We start from the raw sequence: 16,722 nt of genomic DNA on the forward strand, positions 1-16,722 counted from the left end.
TGCTTTGACAGGCTATCAGAAGAGTACCCGATGCGTTTTCTGATCCTGATTGCGGCCGCCAACATGGCGCTCTGGGCGGCAGAGTATCGCACGCCAGCCGGGATTCGGCCGGCGTCGCGCAGGCCCGGGGCGGAATCGGTGCTGCCGGGCGGCCGGATGATCGCTCCGCTGGGGCGGCAATTCATGACGGGTCCGGGCGCGTACGGCATCGCCCTCAGCCCGGACGGCAAGTTCGCGGTTTCGGCCAACGGCGGGCGCGGCAACTTCTCCCTCAGCTTCCTGGACATGACGTCGGAGCCGTGGCAGATCCGGCAGGTCAATGCCCAGCGCAAGGAAGACAAGGGCGACGACGACGACAAAGACTGGCGCAGTGTTTTCATGGGCCTGGCCTTCGTCGAGGACCGCAAGCTGTTCGTCTCCGAAGGTGGTTCCGGCCAGGTGCGGCTGGTCGCGGTGCCGGGCGGACGGACGATCGAAGTCCTGCAGTTGAACCAGGGTCCCTGGAAAGACAGCTACTCCGGCGACCTGGCGTATGACAGCGACAAGCGGTTGCTCTATGTGGTCGACCAGGCCAACTTCCGCATCGCCATATTTGACACCCGCAGCCGCAAGCTGGTGTCGTCGGTGCGGGTGGGCCGGCTGCCCTTCAAGATCGCGCTATCTGCTGACAAACGCAGGGTTTTTGTCACCAACCTGGGTATGTTCGAGTACAAGGCGGTGCCCGGCGCCGATGCCAAGGATGCTCCGCGGACCGGCCTGCCGTTCCCGGCTTTCGGGTTCCCCTCGGCTGATGCGGAGAAGGGCGCCAAACGGGCCACCGCGGCCGGCGAAGTGGATGTGCCCGGCTTGGGCGACCCCAACGCCCCGGAGTCGAACTCCTTATGTGTCGTGGATGTAGCGGACCCGGCGGCGCCCAAAGTCGAGCGCTTCATCCGTACCGGCGAGCCCTTTGGCCCAGGCAGTTTGGGGGGCTCCAGTCCGTCCGGCATCGCCATGACCGGCACGACGATCTACGTCTCCAATGGTAATCAGGACTCGATCACGGTGATTGACTCGCAGTCCTGGCGGGTGACGGGACAGATCCTGCTGCGCATTCCCGGTCTGGATGCTTTCCGTGGCGTGCTGCCGGTGGGCCTGACCCTGGACGTTCCAAACGGGCGCCTGCTGGTTGCCGAAGCCGGTATCAATGCAATTGGGGTGGTCGACCTGGGTAGCGGGAAAGTGACGGCCCACCTGCCCTCGGCCTGGTTTCCGACCGCCGTCCAGGTGGATCGTGGCCAGATGTATGTGGCCAGCGCCAAAGGACTTGGCACCGGTCCGAACGCCACCAAGACAGGTCCGATGGAGCGCAGCTTCCAGGGTGAGATGCGGACCGGCGCGATCAGCGTCTACCCCTCGCCGCTGAACCGCGTGCTGCCCATCTATACAGAAAAGGTCATGTCGTTGAACGGGTTCCTGGCGAGCCGCGAACAGCCGCGGCCGATGCCGATGGAGATCCGGCACGTGGTGATCATCGTCAAGGAAAACCGCACCTTCGATGAGGTCTTCGGGGACATTGAGGACGATTCGACGGGCTCGTTGCGCAGTGCTCCGGAACTCGCACGGTTCGGGCGGCGCGGGTGGGTGATTCCTGAACCGGGCGCCCTCAAGAGCAGGCTGGACAAGAAGTTCTACAATCTGACGCCGAATCATCACGCGCTGGCGTCGAAGTACGCCTTCAGCGACAACTTCTACGCGGACAGCGAAGTGAGTGTCGACGGGCATCACTGGCTGGTCGGCTCCTACCCGAATACCTGGGTTGAAAGCACGCTGGCCGGGGCTCCGAAGGAGTTCCGGTTCCCGACGGATGCGCCGGGGCGGCTGTCCAACCCGGGCAGCAATTCCAGCATTCATCCCGAGGATCAGTTGGAAGCCGGGGCGCTGTGGCACCATCTGGAGCGCAACGGGATCACGTTCCGGAACTTCGGCGAGGGCTTCGAACTGGCCGGGAATGTGGAAGATCCGGATGAGAAGCCGACGGGCGCGCGGTTCCTGACGAACATGCCGATGCCCGATCCGCTCTATCGGAACACATCCAGGAACTATCCGGGCTACAACACGAACATTCCGGACCAGTTCCGGGCCGACCAGTTCATCCGGGAGATCGATGAACTGTATGTGAAGACAGGCAAAGACCTACCCCGGGTGATTTACATCCACCTGCCGAACGACCACATGGCGAAGCCTCGGCCTGAGGATGGGTATCCCTTCTCGCCGTCTTACGTGGCGGACAATGATTACGCCCTGGGCCGGATTATGGAGTACCTGAGCGGCACGAAGTGGTGGCGCAGCATGACGGTTTTCATCACGGAGGATGATGCCCAGGGCGGAGTGGATCATGTGGATTCGCACCGCACGGTGTTCCTGGTGGCGGGTCCGTTCGCGCGCCGCAATTATGCTTCGCGCACCAACGCCAGTTTCCCAGCATTGCTGAAAATGGCCTTCCGTTTGTTGGGGATCCCGCCTCTGAACCTGTATGATGCGACGGCGGCCGACCTGTCGGATTGCTTCACCAGCGTGCCCGACTTTTCGCGCTTTGACCCCATCCGGCCGGAACCGGACATTTTCGTGCCGGAGAATGCGAAAGACCCGGCGGATCCCAAGCCGGCGCCAAAAATGGACGATCCGGACGTACTGCGCGAGCAGCACCGGCAGCAAAAGCCATGATTAGGCGTACCGGAACCGCTGGTGTATACTGAAATTTAGCGGACCATGGAAGTGGGCGAAAGCCCACTTTTTTATTGGTCTCTACTGTTTCAGCAAAGCAGGAACTGAGATGGCGGGCAGCAACCGGGAAGCCCTGGTCGAGAAGATCACCGAAATTGCCAATCGCGCCGCACAGCGCGAGGGGCTGGAAGTGTGGTCTGTGGAGCTGCTGGGTTCCGGTCCAAGCCGGGTTTTGCGTATATTCATCGACAAGCCGGAGGGTGTGTCGCTGGCCGATTGCGAGACAGTTTCGCATCAGGTGGGCGCCATGCTCGACGAGGCAAACTTCATTCCGGGTGACTCATACCAGTTGGAAGTGAGCTCGCCAGGAGTTGAACGCAAGTTATACCGTCCGGAGCATTTCACACGGTTTGCCGGCAAGAAAGCGCGCCTTGCGCTGCGTGAGCCGGTAGAGAACCAGCGCCGCTGGGACGGCGTGCTGGCCGGCTATGAAGACGGGTGTGTGGTGCTTGAGACGGGCGCGGACAAAGCCATCCGGGTCCGGATGGAACAAATCGAAAAGGCAAATCTGAAATTCGAGTGGTGAAGGCGCCCGGTTCGAGGGCAGCTTATCAGTCGGAAGGGGAGCGTACAGCTTGGCATCCATTTATCAGTCCATTGAAATCCTGAGCAAAGAGAAGGGCATCGATCCTCAGATCGTGCTCGACGCGGTGAAGGACGCCATGCTTGTGGCCGCTCGGAAACAGTTCAAATCCACCGATGACCTGGTGGCTGACCTGGACGAGAAGACCGGCAACATAATTATCTACTCCGTGAAGATCGTGGCGGATCCGGTGACGGACGCGACGAAGGAAGTCAGCCTGGCGGAAGCGCGGCGTTACGACAAGGCGGCTGAGGTTGGGGCGGTGATCCGCTTTGCGAAGCCGACCGAATTGTTGGGCCGGATTTCGGCGCAGACCGCCAAGCAAGTGATTCTGCAGAAGGTTCGCGAGGCCGAGCGGGAGAACATTTTCGCCGAATATTCGGGCCGCGTCGGCGAGCTGGTGAACTGCACGATCAAGCGCGTGGAAGGTCCGGATCTGGTTGTGGACCTGGGCAAAACGGAAGCGCGGCTGGGCAAGAAAGAGCAGTCGCGGCTGGAGAACTTCTCGGTGGGCGAGCGTGTGCGGGCCGTGATCCGCAGCGTGGACAAGACCGGCAAGAATGCGGGCGTGATCGTATCGCGCGCGGCGCCGGAGCTGGTGATGCGCCTGTTCGAGCAGGAAGTGCCCGAGATTTATGACGGTACGGTAGTGATTCGTGGATGCGCCCGGGAAGCCGGCGAGCGCACCAAGATTGCCGTGCTGAGCCGTGATCGCGATGTGGACTGCGTGGGCGCCTGCGTGGGCATGAAGGGCATGCGCGTGCAGTCGATTATTCGCGAGCTGCGCGGCGAAAAGATTGACATTATTGAGTTTAGCGACGATCCAGTGGTCTTCGCCACGCATGCGCTGAGCCCGGCCAAGATCTCGCGCGTGGCGATCATCGATTCCATGGAAAAGCACATGGAAGTGATTGTCGAAGACTCGCAGCTTTCACTGGCGATCGGCAAGAAGGGTCAGAACGTACGGCTGGCGGCGAAGCTGCTGGGCTGGCGGATCGACATCAAGACCGAGGAAGAGAAGCGGCAGGAAGTGGAAGCGCACATGGCGGCGCTTTCGGCCGGGACGCCTTTGTCGGCCCTGTTGGACCATCAGTTGCCTGAGCCGGTATTGGAACTCCTGCTGGTGGGCGGCATCGGCACAGTGGAGAAGTTGGGTTCGATGACTCCGGAGGAGTTGGAGTTGATTGCGGGAATTGATGGCCAGGTGGTGGAAACCATCGGTGCGTCAGTGAACGCCTTCTACAATCATCTGGACGCGCCGGCGGAGGAACCGCAGGCCGAAGTGACTGAGCCGGCTGTGGAAAACCAGCCGGAGAGTGAGCTGGCAAGCGCGCCGGCCGTCGTGGAACAACCAGTAGCGGACGAATCTGATACGATGGGAAACTCGGGTCTTCCTGTCGAGCAGTAGTCTGAACTGGCCACGGGGGGCGGAGCAAGGAGTGAGTTGGGCTAGCCCTGTCTACAGGGCCGGCAGTCTCAACTATGAAGAAGATTCGCATCAACGAGTTGGCTCGCGAACTGGAAGTCAAGCCCGGCACGATCATTGATATGTTGCCGGACCTTGGGGTCCAGGAGAAAAAAACGCATTCCAGCTCCGTCGACGAGGATGTGGCCCTGCTGCTCAAAGAGCGGCTGACCGGGCATGCCACTCCCTTCTCCGCCGATCTTGACCGGCCAGGCGGCACATTTTACGTCAACGAAACTTCACCGAATCAACCAGAATTCGCTGAAGCGGCCGAACCGGCCGCAACGCAGCCGTCCGAGCAAGCTGTATCTTCGAAGCCCGCATCGCCCGTTAAGCCCGCAACAGTTTCCGTATCTGCTCCTGTGAAAGACACCACCGCTGAACAGCCGGCTCCGGCCGCCGCACCTGCCGCACCCGCGGCGCCCACACGGGCCCCGATCCGTCCTCCCTTAGCTGGGGTGAGGGCGGGGGCACAGCCCACACTGCACGCGCCATCGATTCCGATTCCGGCGCGGACGATCATTGCTCACCCGGCACCGGCCGCGGCTCCCGCGGCGACGCCCGTGAAGCCTGCGACGACGGTGAAGGCCCCAGCACCGGTGACGCATCATGTACCGGCTGCTCCGGCGCCGGTTCAGCATGCGCCCGCGGCTCCGGCCGCACCCGCGGTTCCCGCCGCTCCGGTGGTCCACGCTGCTCCGGCAGCGCCCGCCGCTCCGGCAGTTCCCGCGGCGCCAGCGGCGCCCGTGGTTCCGGCCACACCAGCTACTCCGGCGGCAGCGGCTCCGGCCGCGCCCGCGGTTCCGGTACCCGCTCCAGCTACTCCGGCTCCGGCCGCGCCTGTAGCGGCGGCTCCGGCCCAGGTAATGCCGGAAGCGCCGAAACCGGCCACTCCGGCGGCTCCGGCCGCCCCCGCGATTCCGGCGAGACCGCCCGTGGCGCGCACTCCGCAGCGACCGGCGGCGCCCGCGGTTCCACAGGCTCCGCGGCCAGCGGCTGCTGAAGTTTCAGCGGCGCCAGGTGCACCGGCGATGCCGGCTCCTCCGCGCCAGGCTCCGGCCAAGCCGGCGGGTCCATCCCAGCCATTGCCCCGCAACGCCCCCATTGCGCAGCGTTCGGGCGGACCGGGCACGCCCCGTCCTGGACAGATCATTTCCGGGCCGCGTCAACCCTTGCCTGGCGGCGAAGTCCCTCGTCAGCCGATGGTAGCCCCGGGCGCTCCGCGTCCGCAGGCTCCGCACCTGCCGCGTCCGCAGCAGGGCCAGGGTGGACCCAGCCAGCCCCGCCAGCAACAGCAGACCGCCGGTCAGCCGACGCGTCCGCCGCTGGCCGGACAGCCCGCCGCCCGCCCCGTGGTTCCGCCCCGCGCGGACATCCTGGCGCGCTTGCAGCAGGCTCAGCCGAAAGCAACGCCGGGTCAACCGGCCGCTCCGCGCCCCGGCATGCCGACGCCGGGCCAGCCGATTTATCCGGGAGCCCGCCGCAGCGGACCGGGCCAGCCCACGCCGGGCGGCCGTCCTCCGTACGGTGGAGGCCCGGGTGGCCGTCCTCCCTTGCGGGGCCGTGGTCCTCATCCGACCAGTCCTGTCCTGGAAGCGCCGCCGCCGCCGCCCACCGCCGATGCGGGGCGCCGTGACGCGGCCAAACGCCGCGGCCTGCAGCGCGACCATCGCGACCGGGATACCGAGGGTAAGCTCAAGTCGCATTACCGCAAGTCCGAGCCGGCTCCGCCGCCGCCGATCGACCGCGAGATCACCATCTCGGACGGCATCACGGTGAAGGAGCTGTCTGAGAAGCTGGGCGTGAAGGCCGGCCTGGTGATCAAGCAATTGGTCGACCGGAAGATCTTCGCCACCATCAACCAGACCCTGGACATGAAGCTGGCCGACGAAGTCTCGCGTGCCTTTGGCGCGTCGACGGCCAAGATGAGCTACGAAGAAGAGTCCGTGCAGGATGTAGCGAGCACGGAAGTGGACAGCGACCTGTCGATCCGTCCGCCGATCGTGACCATTATGGGTCACGTCGACCACGGCAAGACCTCGCTGCTGGACGCCATCCGGACGGCCAATGTGGCTGGACGCGAAGCAGGCGGTATCACGCAGCACATCGGCGCGTACCATGTGGAGATCAACGGCCGCAAGATCGTGTTCATCGACACTCCGGGCCACGAAGCGTTCACTCGCATGCGTGCCCGCGGTTCGAAGGTGACCGACATTGTGGTCCTGGTGGTGGCGGCGGACGACGGCGTAATGCCTCAGACCCGCGAAGCCATTGACCATGCCCGCGCGGCGAAGGTGCCGATCATTGTGGCCGTCAACAAGATCGACAAGCCGGACGCCCAGCCGGAGCGTGTGAAACAACAGCTCACTGAGCTGGGGCTGATGCCGGAAGACTGGGGTGGTGACACTCCGTTCGTGCCGGTGTCCGCCAAGAAGCACGAGAACCTGGAACTGCTGCTGGAGATGATCCTCCTGGTGGCGGACATGCAGGAGATCAAGGGCAACCCGACGCGGCCCGCCGTGGCGACGGTGCTGGAAGCGCAATTGGATCGCGGTCGCGGTCCGGTGGCGACCCTGCTCATCAAGAACGGCACGTTGCGAGTGGGCGACCACTATCTGTGCGGAACGGTCTTTGGCCGAGTCCGCGCCCTGTACGACGATCGCGGCAACCAGATCAAGGAAGTCGGGCCGTCGATGCCGGTGGAACTGGTGGGCCTGGAATCCCTGCCGGATGTGGGCGACCAGCTCCAGGTGGTAACCGACCTGGCAAAGGCCCGGCAGATCGCGGAATTCCGCGAAGTGCGGGCTCGCGAGCAGCAGATGGCCAAGACGCGCATCACGCTGGATCAATTCCATGCGCAGTTGCGGGAAGGCCAGACCAAGGAACTCAACGTCATCCTCAAGGCCGACGTGGGCGGTACTGCGGAAGTCCTTTCGGACACGCTGCAGAAGCTCTCCACGGAAAAGGTCACGATTCGCGTACTGCATGCCGGCGTGGGCGCCATCACGGAAACCGACGTGGTGCTGGCCTCGGCTTCGAACGCGATCATCATCGGCTTCAATGTCCGCCCGGAGAGGAAAGCCGCGGAATCGGCCGAACTCGAGAAGGTCGACATCCGGTTGCACACCATCATTTACGAGCTCACAGACGAGATCAAGAAGGCCATGGTGGGCATGCTGGAGCCGGTGTTCAAGGAAGTCTACAAAGGCCGCGCGGAGATCCGCGAGACCTTCCGCATCACCAAGGTGGGCACGGTGGCCGGCTGCTATGTGGTGGACGGTTCCCTGCTCCGCGACTGCCAGATCCGGTTGCTGCGCGACAATGTCGTGGTGCATACCGGCAAGCTGGAATCGCTCAAGCGGTTCAAGAACGACGCGAGCGAAGTGAAGTCCGGCTTCGAGTGCGGACTCTCCATCGCGAACTACAACGATCTGAAAGTGGGCGATATCATCGAGGCCTTCGTCAAAGAGAAGGTCGCGCCCGACCTTTCGGCTTAAACGTCTGAATGAAGGACCCCGGGCTTCGGCTCGGGGTCTTTTGCTTTTATGGCAGCTATTGGCGTACTGACTCTCGAATTGGAAATGGTGCAATCGCACTCCCTGAAAGACAAACGGCATTGGGTGAGGGGCCTGAAGGATCGCCTACGGGCCGGGTTTAACGTGGCCGTGGCCGAGGTGGAAGATCAGAATCTGCTGAACCGGTCGGTGGTGACGGCGGTGACGGTATCGGGGTCGCGGGAGAATGCGGCGAAGGTGCTGGAGTCGGCGGAACGCGCCGCGGCGGCGTTTCTGGGACCGAACCTGGTCAGTAGTTGTATTGACTGGCTGGAGTGAGTTCCGTGGGCGCCAAACAGGACTAATCGACGACGCCGCGCCAGGTTTTGCCCTTCTGGTCGCGCAGGATGACACCGTAGCCGTCCGAGACTCCGGAGATGAAGTTGCCGTTGTCGTCACGGAAGCGATAGCGGATGGTGTCGTCCGCCATGCGTTCGGCCATGCCGCGCCACGATTGCCCGAATTCATCGCGAAGATGGATGAACTCGCCATCGCCGGGACCGGTGATGGTGCGGTTCAGGGAATCCGTGAAGCGATAGAAACCGCCGGGCACGGTCGTCTTACTCCGTCTTCTGCGGTAAATCATAGTATCTGGCATAGAATCGGCGTTCTGGAGAGCAGAGTCTATAGGATGAATACCTGATGCGAGCAATAGTGCAGCGAGTCAGCCAGGCCAGCGTCGAAGTCGATGGCCGGATTACGGGTGCGATCGGGCCGGGCATTCTCGTCCTGTTGGGCGTCACTCACCCCGATGGAGAGGCCGAGGCGGACTACCTGTTGGACCGCATCACCGGACTGCGGATGTTCAACGATGCAGCCGGGAAGATGAACCTGAGCCTGCGCGATGCCGGAGGCAGCCTGCTGGTAGTTTCGCAGTTTACTTTGTATGGAGATACGAGGAAGGGGCGGCGGCCCGGCTTCGACCAGGCGGCTCCGGCGGAGCAGGCCCGGAGGCTGTACGAATACTTCGTGGATCGGGCTCGGGCCGCTGGGGTACCCACGGAAACCGGCGAGTTCCAGGCGCACATGAACGTCTCGCTGGTGAATGATGGCCCGGTGACGTTTGTGCTCGACTCCAAATAAGGGCCGGCTGACGAACCGGGCCGGCGGCAGATAATGGGCTGTGCGGCAAAGCGCCATTCTTCTGATCAATTGCCCGGATGCGAAGGGGCTGGTGGCCTCCGTGTCCGGGTTTCTCTACGAGCACGGGGCCAACATTCTGTCCGCCGATGAACACCGCGATGACTCCTCGGAGCGGTTCTTCATGCGCATCGAGTGGGATCTGGCCGAGTTCCAACTGGACGATGCGGGGTTTCGGACGGCCTTTGCAGACCAGGTGGCCCGGCGGTTTGGGATGGACTGGCTGGTTGAGTATTCGCAGCGCCCGATGCGCGTGGCGGTCTTCGTCTCGAAGTATCTGCACTGCCTGGCGGATCTGCTCTACCGGCACCAGACGGGGGAACTGGCCGCCGACATCCGGTTGATTGTCAGCAATCACGAGGACGCGCGGCGGCATGCCGAGTTCCACGGGATCCCGTTCGAGCATGTGCCCGTGGGCCCAGGCGGCAAGGCGGAGGCCGAGGCCCGGGCGCTCGAATTGCTGGAGACGCAGCAGATTGGCCTGGTCGTGCTGGCGCGGTATATGCAGGTGTTGTCGCCAGAGTTTGTCGAGCGGTATGCCGGGCGTGTGATCAATGTGCACCACTCGTTCCTGCCGGCGTTTAGCGGAGCCAAGCCGTATCATGCGGCGTTCGCGCGCGGCGTGAAGTTGATTGGGGCGACCGCGCACTATGTGACGGAGATTCTGGACGATGGGCCGATCATCGACCAGGAGGTGATCCGGGTGTCGCATCGCGATCAGTTGGACGAGTTGATCCAGAAAGGCCGCGATGCGGAGCGGATGGTGCTGTCGAGAGCGGTACGGTGGCACCTGGAGCACCGGGTTCTGTTGTGCGGGCGGAAGACCGTGGTGTTTGAGTGAGGGTGGCCTACTTGATGGTCAACCCCAGCAACCGGGCCAGGTCCATCGCCTGCGGCGCACTGACGGAGGCGCCCCGGACATCTTCCGCGTAAACGGTGATTTCATCGATTTCGGCTCCGCTCAGATCGACGCCCTTCAGGCTTGCATGGCTGAGGTCGGCCTTCTGCAACGAGACCTTGTCGAGGATCGCACCCTCCAGATCGACTGAGCGGAGGTCGGCTTCGGCCAGGTTGCTGGCGCGGAATTCGCAGGTGGCGGTGTGGCCGCCGTTCAGGCGGAGGTAGCGGGCTTCGCAGCGATCCAGCAGGACGTCCTTCCAATGGCATTCAGCCGCACCCATGCCCATCAGGCGGCAGTCGATGAACTCGACCCGGATGGCTTCGAAGCCGCGCCAGTCGGCGTTCGAGAGGTCGCAGTTGAGAAAGCGGACGTCGCGCAGGCGAGGCGCCCGGATGCTGGTTCCGGCAAAGTTGACGCCCTGGAAGACCACCGAGGTGGCGACGAGACGGGGGATGCTGCGGCCGGTGAGGTCGAGGCCCTGGAAGAGCGCCTCCTCCAGATCTTCGCCTGCGATGAGGTCGTCGAGGGAAAGGAGGGTCAGGTCGTCGAGGCTGGCGGGCAGGTCGGCAGGCGAGCGGCGGGGCGTAGTGTCCTTGCGGCGTTTCAGGGCCATCAAGGACAGGGTAGCCTGAACGGGCAAACCTCTGCCGTGCTATCGCTTGGCGCCGGTGCGGGTAGGGTTCCGCTGGGCGAAACGGGCCTCGCGAACGCCAGGCATCGCACGGATTGCTGGCTATTGTAGCCGAACGCGCCAGCGGCGACTAGAGCTCCAACAGGTGGCCGAAGCGTTTCTTCTTTGTTTTCAGATAGCGGGCGCTGTGGCGGCTTCTCACGGCATTGCACGGGACCCGTTCCGTCACCTGGATACCTACGTTTTCCATCGCGGCGATCTTTTCCGGGTTGTTCGTCATCAGCCGGACTGCTTTGATACCGAACGAGCGCAGGATCGCTCCGGGCATTTCGTAGCCACGCAGATCCGCCTCAAAGCCAAGCTGTTCATTGGCTTCGATCGTGTCGGCGCCGGCGTCCTGCAGTTCATAGGCGCGGAGTTTGTTGAGGAGGCCGATACCCCGGCCCTCCTTGGCTTCGTAGATCACCATGCCGCGGCCTTCCGCGCTGATGGTCTCCAGGGCCAGTTCAAGTTGCGCCCGGCAGTCGCAGCGCAGAGAGTGGAAGACGTCGCCTGTAAGGCATTGGGAGTGGATCCGGACAAGCAGGGGCTCGGGCGCTTGGAGGTCGCCCATGGCCACGGCGACGGAGTCCTCGGTATAATCTCCGCGCCGGCCGGCGAAGCCGTAGATGCGGAAATGGCCGTACTCCGTGGGGAAGTCCGCCTCGGCGACCTTGCGGACTTCAATAGGGTTGGGATCTGACATGGAAACGGTGGTTTCTGTCTTTATTTTAGTATGGTCGAGTACAGCGGGTTTGGGCCGGAATGGAAAAGCAGTTCATCATCCTCTTGATCAAGCTGGCGGCGGCAGCGTCCATCGCCAGCATTCTGGCGCGTTCGTCCAAGTTCCTGAACCTGCTTTTGCGGGAGCGGCGGACGATGCTGGAGCAGCTCCAGCTCAGCCTCGGCATCTCCGGCTTCTGCGGCGCCGGCTCCATCGTCAGGATCTATACACAAAGCTACGCCGCGGCCGATATGTGCCTGGAAGGCAGTCTGTTAGCCGGCTTGATCGGCGGCTACATCTCGGGTCTGCTCACCGGTGTGATCTGTTCCATCCCGGCGCTGCTGCATGGCGAATATCTGGCGATGCCGCTGTATGCGGCCGTGGGCGTGATGGGCGGACTGCTGCGGGATCTGGCGTACGACCAGGAAGAAGTCTGGCGCATCTCGCCGTTCTTTGACCTGAGCGTGTACCGCCTGATCCGCTATCCCGAGGCGCGCCGCCGCAGCCTGTTCCAGATCGTGGGCCTGTTTACCATCGTGCTGGCCGAACTCATGCGGTACACCGTCGTGCGGTTGTTTGGCGACCGCATGATCTTCGCGTTCTACCTGCCACAGGGCGGGTGGGCCAATACGCCGGTATTCGTGTCGACCATTTTCACGGTGGCGCTGCCGCTGAAGATCTGGGTGAGCGCGCGCAATGAGCGGCTGCTGGAAAACAAAGAGCGGCTGCTGGTGGAGGCCCGCCTCAGCGCCCTGAGCGCCCAGATCAATCCACACTTTCTGTTCAACACGCTGAACACCGTCAGCTCGCTCATCCGGACAAATCCGGATAAGGCGCGGCAGGTGGTCTACAAGCTGTCGAACATCCTGAGGCGGCTGCTGCGCAAGACCGACAACTTTGCTCCGCTGCGCGAAGAGCTGGCGTTCATCGACGATTACCTGGCCATCGAAATGACGCGATTCGGCGAGAAGCTGCGCTTTGTAAAGGATGTCGAGGCCGGGACGCTGGACTGCCAGATTCCGGCGATGCTGCTGCAGCCCCTGGTGGAGAACAGCATCAAGCATGGGCTGGCTCGGAAGGTGGACGGCGGGACCATTCGCCTGGAGAGCCGCTTTGAACGGCGGCCGGAAGGGTTGCGGCTGCTGCTGACCGTGGCCGACGACGGAGTGGGGATCGAGGAAGAACGGCTGGAGTCGATTCTGGAGCAGCCGGGCATCGGCGTGTCGAATGTGAACGAGCGCCTGCTGGTGCTTTTCGGGGCGAACTACAGGCTGAGTGTGACCTCGCAGAGCGGTGAGGGCACGAAGACAGTGATCGAGATTCCAGCCTGACCGGTACAGCTTTGGACAGGCGAAAATCGGCGATGATGGAGTGCAACCCGATCGGCGAAGATAGCGTCATTTGATCTGTAAAGAAGTTTAAGGAGGCAGTAGTGATCCGGCAAACTACGATTTTGATGATGGCGGCCACGTTGGCCGCACCGGCGATCTGGGCGCAACGCGGCGAACGGAAGACTGTCGACCTGTCCCGGGTGTCCAGCAAAGTGACCTCGGAAGGCGCAGGTGGCGCTGCGGGGGCGGCACAGTTCCGGGCGGCCATGTCGCGCGGGCGGTCTGGCGGGACAACGGACGGGGCAGCGCTCGGTTCTTCCGGCCAGTCCAACGCCACAGCCCTGCCGCAGGCGCCGGGTGTCCTGCAGATGAACCTGTTCGAAGGCTACCGGTCGGGCCGCGAAACCTACTTCGTGGCGACGCGGGCGATTCCCACGGGCAGTGTCTTCCAACAGTTCATCTATCTGCCGGATAACCAGCAATTGGCCTTGAACGCGGTGCGCTTCAACTATGAAGTGGCGCCCGGCGAGTCGTTGACATTAACCAATGTTAAGGATTTTGGGTTTTTCTGGGAGTATGGCCTCACCGCTTATGCGATCAAAATCACCTTGCCGGATGGTACCGAAACCTGGACAGGTACTGATTTCGGCACGGCCGATCTGGAAGGCCAGTATTACCGGAAGTTCGAAGATCTGCCTTATGTGATTCCCGGCCTGACCGGCGCGCGCGAGTACCTCGACAATGGCGCGACGATGGTCGAGATCAAGGGCCGCTTCCGGACCGATTCGGCAGTCCACGTTGTTTTCGAAGACCTGGTGGTGCCGAATAGCGCGGTACAGGTCTTGGATTCCACCACGGTACTGGTGAATCTGAGCGCGGCCTACGGCTACTACTACGACAGCGAAGTGGGCGACCTGGTGGAGCAGACGTTTGATGCCACCCGCGTGAAAGGGTATCTGCTGACCGTGGGGCAAGGCGGATTTACCGATACATTGCCGTTCCGTCATACCCCAATGCAGTAACCGCTCGAAATCACTATTTCAGGAAGAGGCCTCGGGGCGACCCGGGGCTTTTTCGTGTCTTACACGGCACAGAATAGGTAGCGTCGAGCGCATTTTCCGCTAGATTAGGTAACAGAGGTCTCCGTGCCGGTGCGGTTGTGGCGGATCCCGCTTAGGTGGAATTTTCGAATGCGATTTCTTTTTGCACTTTTACTGGCTGGCACGGTTTATGGCCAGAACCTCGTACCGGGCCGGTTTCTGGTGGAGTTGACCGGTGCCCCGGCCATGAAGGCCCAGGACATGGGCGCCCGGCGCACCGCCATCGAGTCTGAACAGGCGGCGGTCGAAAACACGCTGCGGGCCAGGCGCGCCCTGGTGGTCGGCCGCGTCCACACAGTAGCCAATGTGTTGGTGGTCCAGGCGGCCAGCGCCCAGCAACTCGCCGGCCTGCCGGGCGTCAGGCGCGTCGAACCGGTGGAGCAGTTTGACCTGTTCCTGATGAATGCCCTGCCCATCCACAAGGTGCCGGAAGCGTGGGCCGCCACTGGAGGCATGGCGAATGCCGGCAAGGGGATCAAAATCGCGATCCTGGACACGGGCATCGACATGTCGCATCCGGGCTTCGCCGCCGGTGACATGACCCCTCCCGACGGCTTCCCCCAGGCCAGCAGCAGCGAGAACCTGGCGCTGACCAATGGCAAGGTGATCGTGGCGCGCAGCTTCGATGCGGCTCCGGTGACCGATTTCGAAGGACATGGGACCGGAGTCGCCATGACCGCCGCGGGCGTACAGCACGAGAGCCCGAAAGGCATGATCTCCGGCGTGGCGCCGGCGGCCTGGATTGGGGCTTACCGCGTGGCCGACTGGTACGACGGCGGCATTCGCAGCGACACCGTGCTGCAGGCGCTGGACTGGGTGGTCCAGGATGGCATGGACGTCGTCAATATGAGCTTCGGTTCGGTGGGCCGCTATGGCTCGTCCCACACCATTTATGGAGACGCCGTGCGCGGCTTAGCCGATCGCGGGATTATCGTCGTCCGAGCGGCAGGCAACACCTCGGGTCCCATGACGGTGGACGATACCGCGTCTATCGACCGTGTCATCGCCGTGGGCGCGAACAGCGCCACCGTGTCCACTGCCACGCAGGTGGTGCCGTCGGCGGGCCCGGCCATGGACGGGGTGGCGTCGTCGAACATTGGTGAGACTGAGCACGCACCGGTGAGTGGTCCGCTGGTCGACGTTGCGGTGTACGATCCTACCGGCTGGGCCTGCGACGCCAGCCTGTTTCCCGCGGAAAGCATGACCGGGATGATCGCCCTGCTCGAGCGCGGTGAGTGCGACTTTGAAACCAAGCTGGCCAACGTCGCCGCGGCCGGGGCCCTGGGCGCGGTGGTCTTCAATACGGCGGACCCTTCTTACGACCGTTCCGGCGAGGACGTGGTCACCATGATCGTCGACAATCCAGACCAGATTCCCGGCATCTTCATTCCGCGCAGTAAGGGCTTGGAGCTCAAGGACCTGGCCGCCACAGTGGAGGATCTCCAGGTGCAGCTCCGGTTCCCGTTCGGCAAAGGCGCTCCGCGGTCGCTGGCCAGTTTCACCAGCCGCGGACCCAGCGTCGAACTGCTGATCAAACCCGACCTGGTCGCAACCGGCGCGCCCATCTATACCGCGGCGCTGAAAGAGGATTTCGATCCCGATTACTGCCCGGTGTGCGATCCCAGCGGCTACATTTCCACCCAGGGCACCAGCTTCTCAGCTCCCCTGGTCGCCGGAGCGGCGGCTGTGCTGAAGAGCGCCCGGCCCGGCCTGTCCATGGACGAGTACCGCTCGCTGCTGATCGACAGTGCGACGCCTTTCGTCTTCCTGGATGGCACCACCGCGCCGGTGAACTCAGCCGGCGCCGGCTACCTGAACCTGGAGAGCGCGGTAAGTTCGACCATCGCGGCCGCGCCCGTCTCCCTCTCGTTCGGCTCCGGCGGCGGCACCGTCGACCTCACAAAGGACATTACCGTCAAGAATGTGGGCGCCGCGGCCACCACTTACGGCCTTAGCCTGGAATCGGCGGATCCGGTACAGCCCCTCCTGTCGGCCAGTGAAGTAACCCTGGAACCGGGCTCCACCGCGACCTTCCAGGTGAGCCTGGCCGGCGGCGGCGCGGAAGCCGGCACCTACCAGGGGTTTATCCGGGTGGCCGATACACAATCCGGCGCCGTGGCGCGCGTCCCCTACTGGTATGCGGTGGAAGGCGGACCGGCCTCCAGCATGACCATACTGGATTTCACGCCGGCTACCCCCCGGGTGAATGGAGCGCTTTGGATCTACCTGCGGGTCCACGAACAGTCCGGCATAGCCATGGGGAAGAATCAACCCATTGTGGTGCCGGTGTCCGGCGGGGTAACCGTGGTGGGCGTCGAGTCAGCCACGAACCTGTTCCCGAACGCCTGGTTGATCCAACTCCGCATGGGGCCCATACCTGGCGTCAACGCGTTCCGCGTCGAAGTGGGTGACCTGAAACGGACTTACTCCATCACGACGCCGTAACTGTGACGAATCTGTCATACAACGTCCAGAATCCCATTGACGG

At 63.2% G+C, this 16,722-nt stretch carries 13 protein-coding genes; 10 read left to right on the plus strand and 3 right to left on the minus strand.

The window, feature by feature from the left end; translation table 11 throughout:
- The first annotated feature begins 30 nt into the window (after window positions 1–30).
- From ACR9Y2_RS06505 to ACR9Y2_RS06525, 5 genes are all read left to right on the plus strand, one after another.
- Window positions 31–2,706 carry a bifunctional YncE family protein/alkaline phosphatase family protein gene (locus tag ACR9Y2_RS06505; protein WP_435040244.1) on the plus strand — a complete coding sequence of 892 codons (2,676 nt, stop codon included), beginning with the start codon at window positions 31–33 and terminating at the stop codon, window positions 2,704–2,706.
- Window positions 2,707–2,815: 109 nt separating this feature from the next.
- Window positions 2,816–3,292 (plus strand): ribosome maturation factor RimP, encoded by a 477-nt coding sequence (gene rimP, locus ACR9Y2_RS06510; RefSeq protein WP_435040245.1) that lies wholly within the window; start codon window positions 2,816–2,818, stop codon window positions 3,290–3,292.
- 49 nt (window positions 3,293–3,341) lie between these two features.
- Window positions 3,342–4,757 carry a transcription termination factor NusA gene (gene nusA / locus ACR9Y2_RS06515; protein ID WP_435040246.1) on the plus strand — a complete coding sequence of 472 codons (1,416 nt, stop codon included), beginning with the start codon at window positions 3,342–3,344 and terminating at the stop codon, window positions 4,755–4,757.
- 74 nt (window positions 4,758–4,831) lie between these two features.
- A complete protein-coding gene (gene infB / locus ACR9Y2_RS06520; RefSeq protein WP_435040247.1) occupies window positions 4,832–8,311 on the plus strand; it encodes a translation initiation factor IF-2 in 3,480 nt (1,159 codons plus the stop codon).
- A gap of 48 nt (window positions 8,312–8,359) precedes the next feature.
- Entirely contained in the window at window positions 8,360–8,647 is a 288-nt protein-coding gene (locus ACR9Y2_RS06525) for a DUF503 domain-containing protein (RefSeq protein ID WP_435040248.1), read from the plus strand.
- A gap of 22 nt (window positions 8,648–8,669) precedes the next feature.
- Here ACR9Y2_RS06525 and ACR9Y2_RS06530 read toward each other — a convergent pair whose 3' ends face one another.
- Complete coding sequence (locus ACR9Y2_RS06530; RefSeq protein WP_435040249.1) at window positions 8,670–8,954, minus strand: hypothetical protein; 285 nt, start codon at window positions 8,952–8,954, stop codon at window positions 8,670–8,672.
- Between the two features lie 56 nt (window positions 8,955–9,010).
- Here ACR9Y2_RS06530 and dtd point away from each other — a divergent pair, with 56 nt between their 5' ends.
- A complete protein-coding gene (gene dtd, locus ACR9Y2_RS06535) occupies window positions 9,011–9,451 on the plus strand; it encodes a D-aminoacyl-tRNA deacylase (protein ID WP_435040250.1) in 441 nt (146 codons plus the stop codon).
- 40 nt (window positions 9,452–9,491) lie between these two features.
- Window positions 9,492–10,349, plus strand: a complete 858-nt coding sequence (purU, locus tag ACR9Y2_RS06540) for a formyltetrahydrofolate deformylase (protein WP_435040251.1) — start codon at window positions 9,492–9,494, stop codon at window positions 10,347–10,349.
- Window positions 10,350–10,356: 7 nt separating this feature from the next.
- On the opposite strand, the gene ACR9Y2_RS06545 is transcribed toward purU, so the two are convergent.
- Window positions 10,357–11,022, minus strand: a complete 666-nt coding sequence (locus tag ACR9Y2_RS06545; RefSeq protein ID WP_435040252.1) for a pentapeptide repeat-containing protein — start codon at window positions 11,020–11,022, stop codon at window positions 10,357–10,359.
- 148 nt (window positions 11,023–11,170) lie between these two features.
- Window positions 11,171–11,785: a GTP cyclohydrolase II gene (gene ribA / locus ACR9Y2_RS06550; protein ID WP_435040253.1), complete on the minus strand. Its 615-nt coding sequence runs from the start codon at window positions 11,783–11,785 to the stop codon at window positions 11,171–11,173.
- Between the two features lie 59 nt (window positions 11,786–11,844).
- Between ribA and ACR9Y2_RS06555 the strand changes: the two genes are divergently transcribed.
- The 3 genes from ACR9Y2_RS06555 (at window position 11,845) to ACR9Y2_RS06565 (ending at window position 16,679) form a co-directional block, all read left to right on the plus strand.
- Window positions 11,845–13,134: a sensor histidine kinase gene (locus tag ACR9Y2_RS06555; RefSeq protein ID WP_435040254.1), complete on the plus strand. Its 1,290-nt coding sequence runs from the start codon at window positions 11,845–11,847 to the stop codon at window positions 13,132–13,134.
- A gap of 101 nt (window positions 13,135–13,235) precedes the next feature.
- On the plus strand, window positions 13,236–14,156 hold the full coding sequence (locus ACR9Y2_RS06560; protein ID WP_435040255.1) for a hypothetical protein: 921 nt from the start codon (window positions 13,236–13,238) through the stop codon (window positions 14,154–14,156).
- Window positions 14,157–14,324: 168 nt separating this feature from the next.
- A complete protein-coding gene (locus ACR9Y2_RS06565) occupies window positions 14,325–16,679 on the plus strand; it encodes a S8 family serine peptidase (RefSeq protein WP_435040256.1) in 2,355 nt (784 codons plus the stop codon).
- The last annotated feature ends 43 nt before the right edge of the window (window positions 16,680–16,722 follow it).

This window comes from Paludibaculum fermentans (genome assembly GCF_051172195.1).
In the GTDB taxonomy this organism is placed as follows: Bacteria; Acidobacteriota; Terriglobia; order Bryobacterales; family Bryobacteraceae; genus Paludibaculum; species Paludibaculum fermentans_A.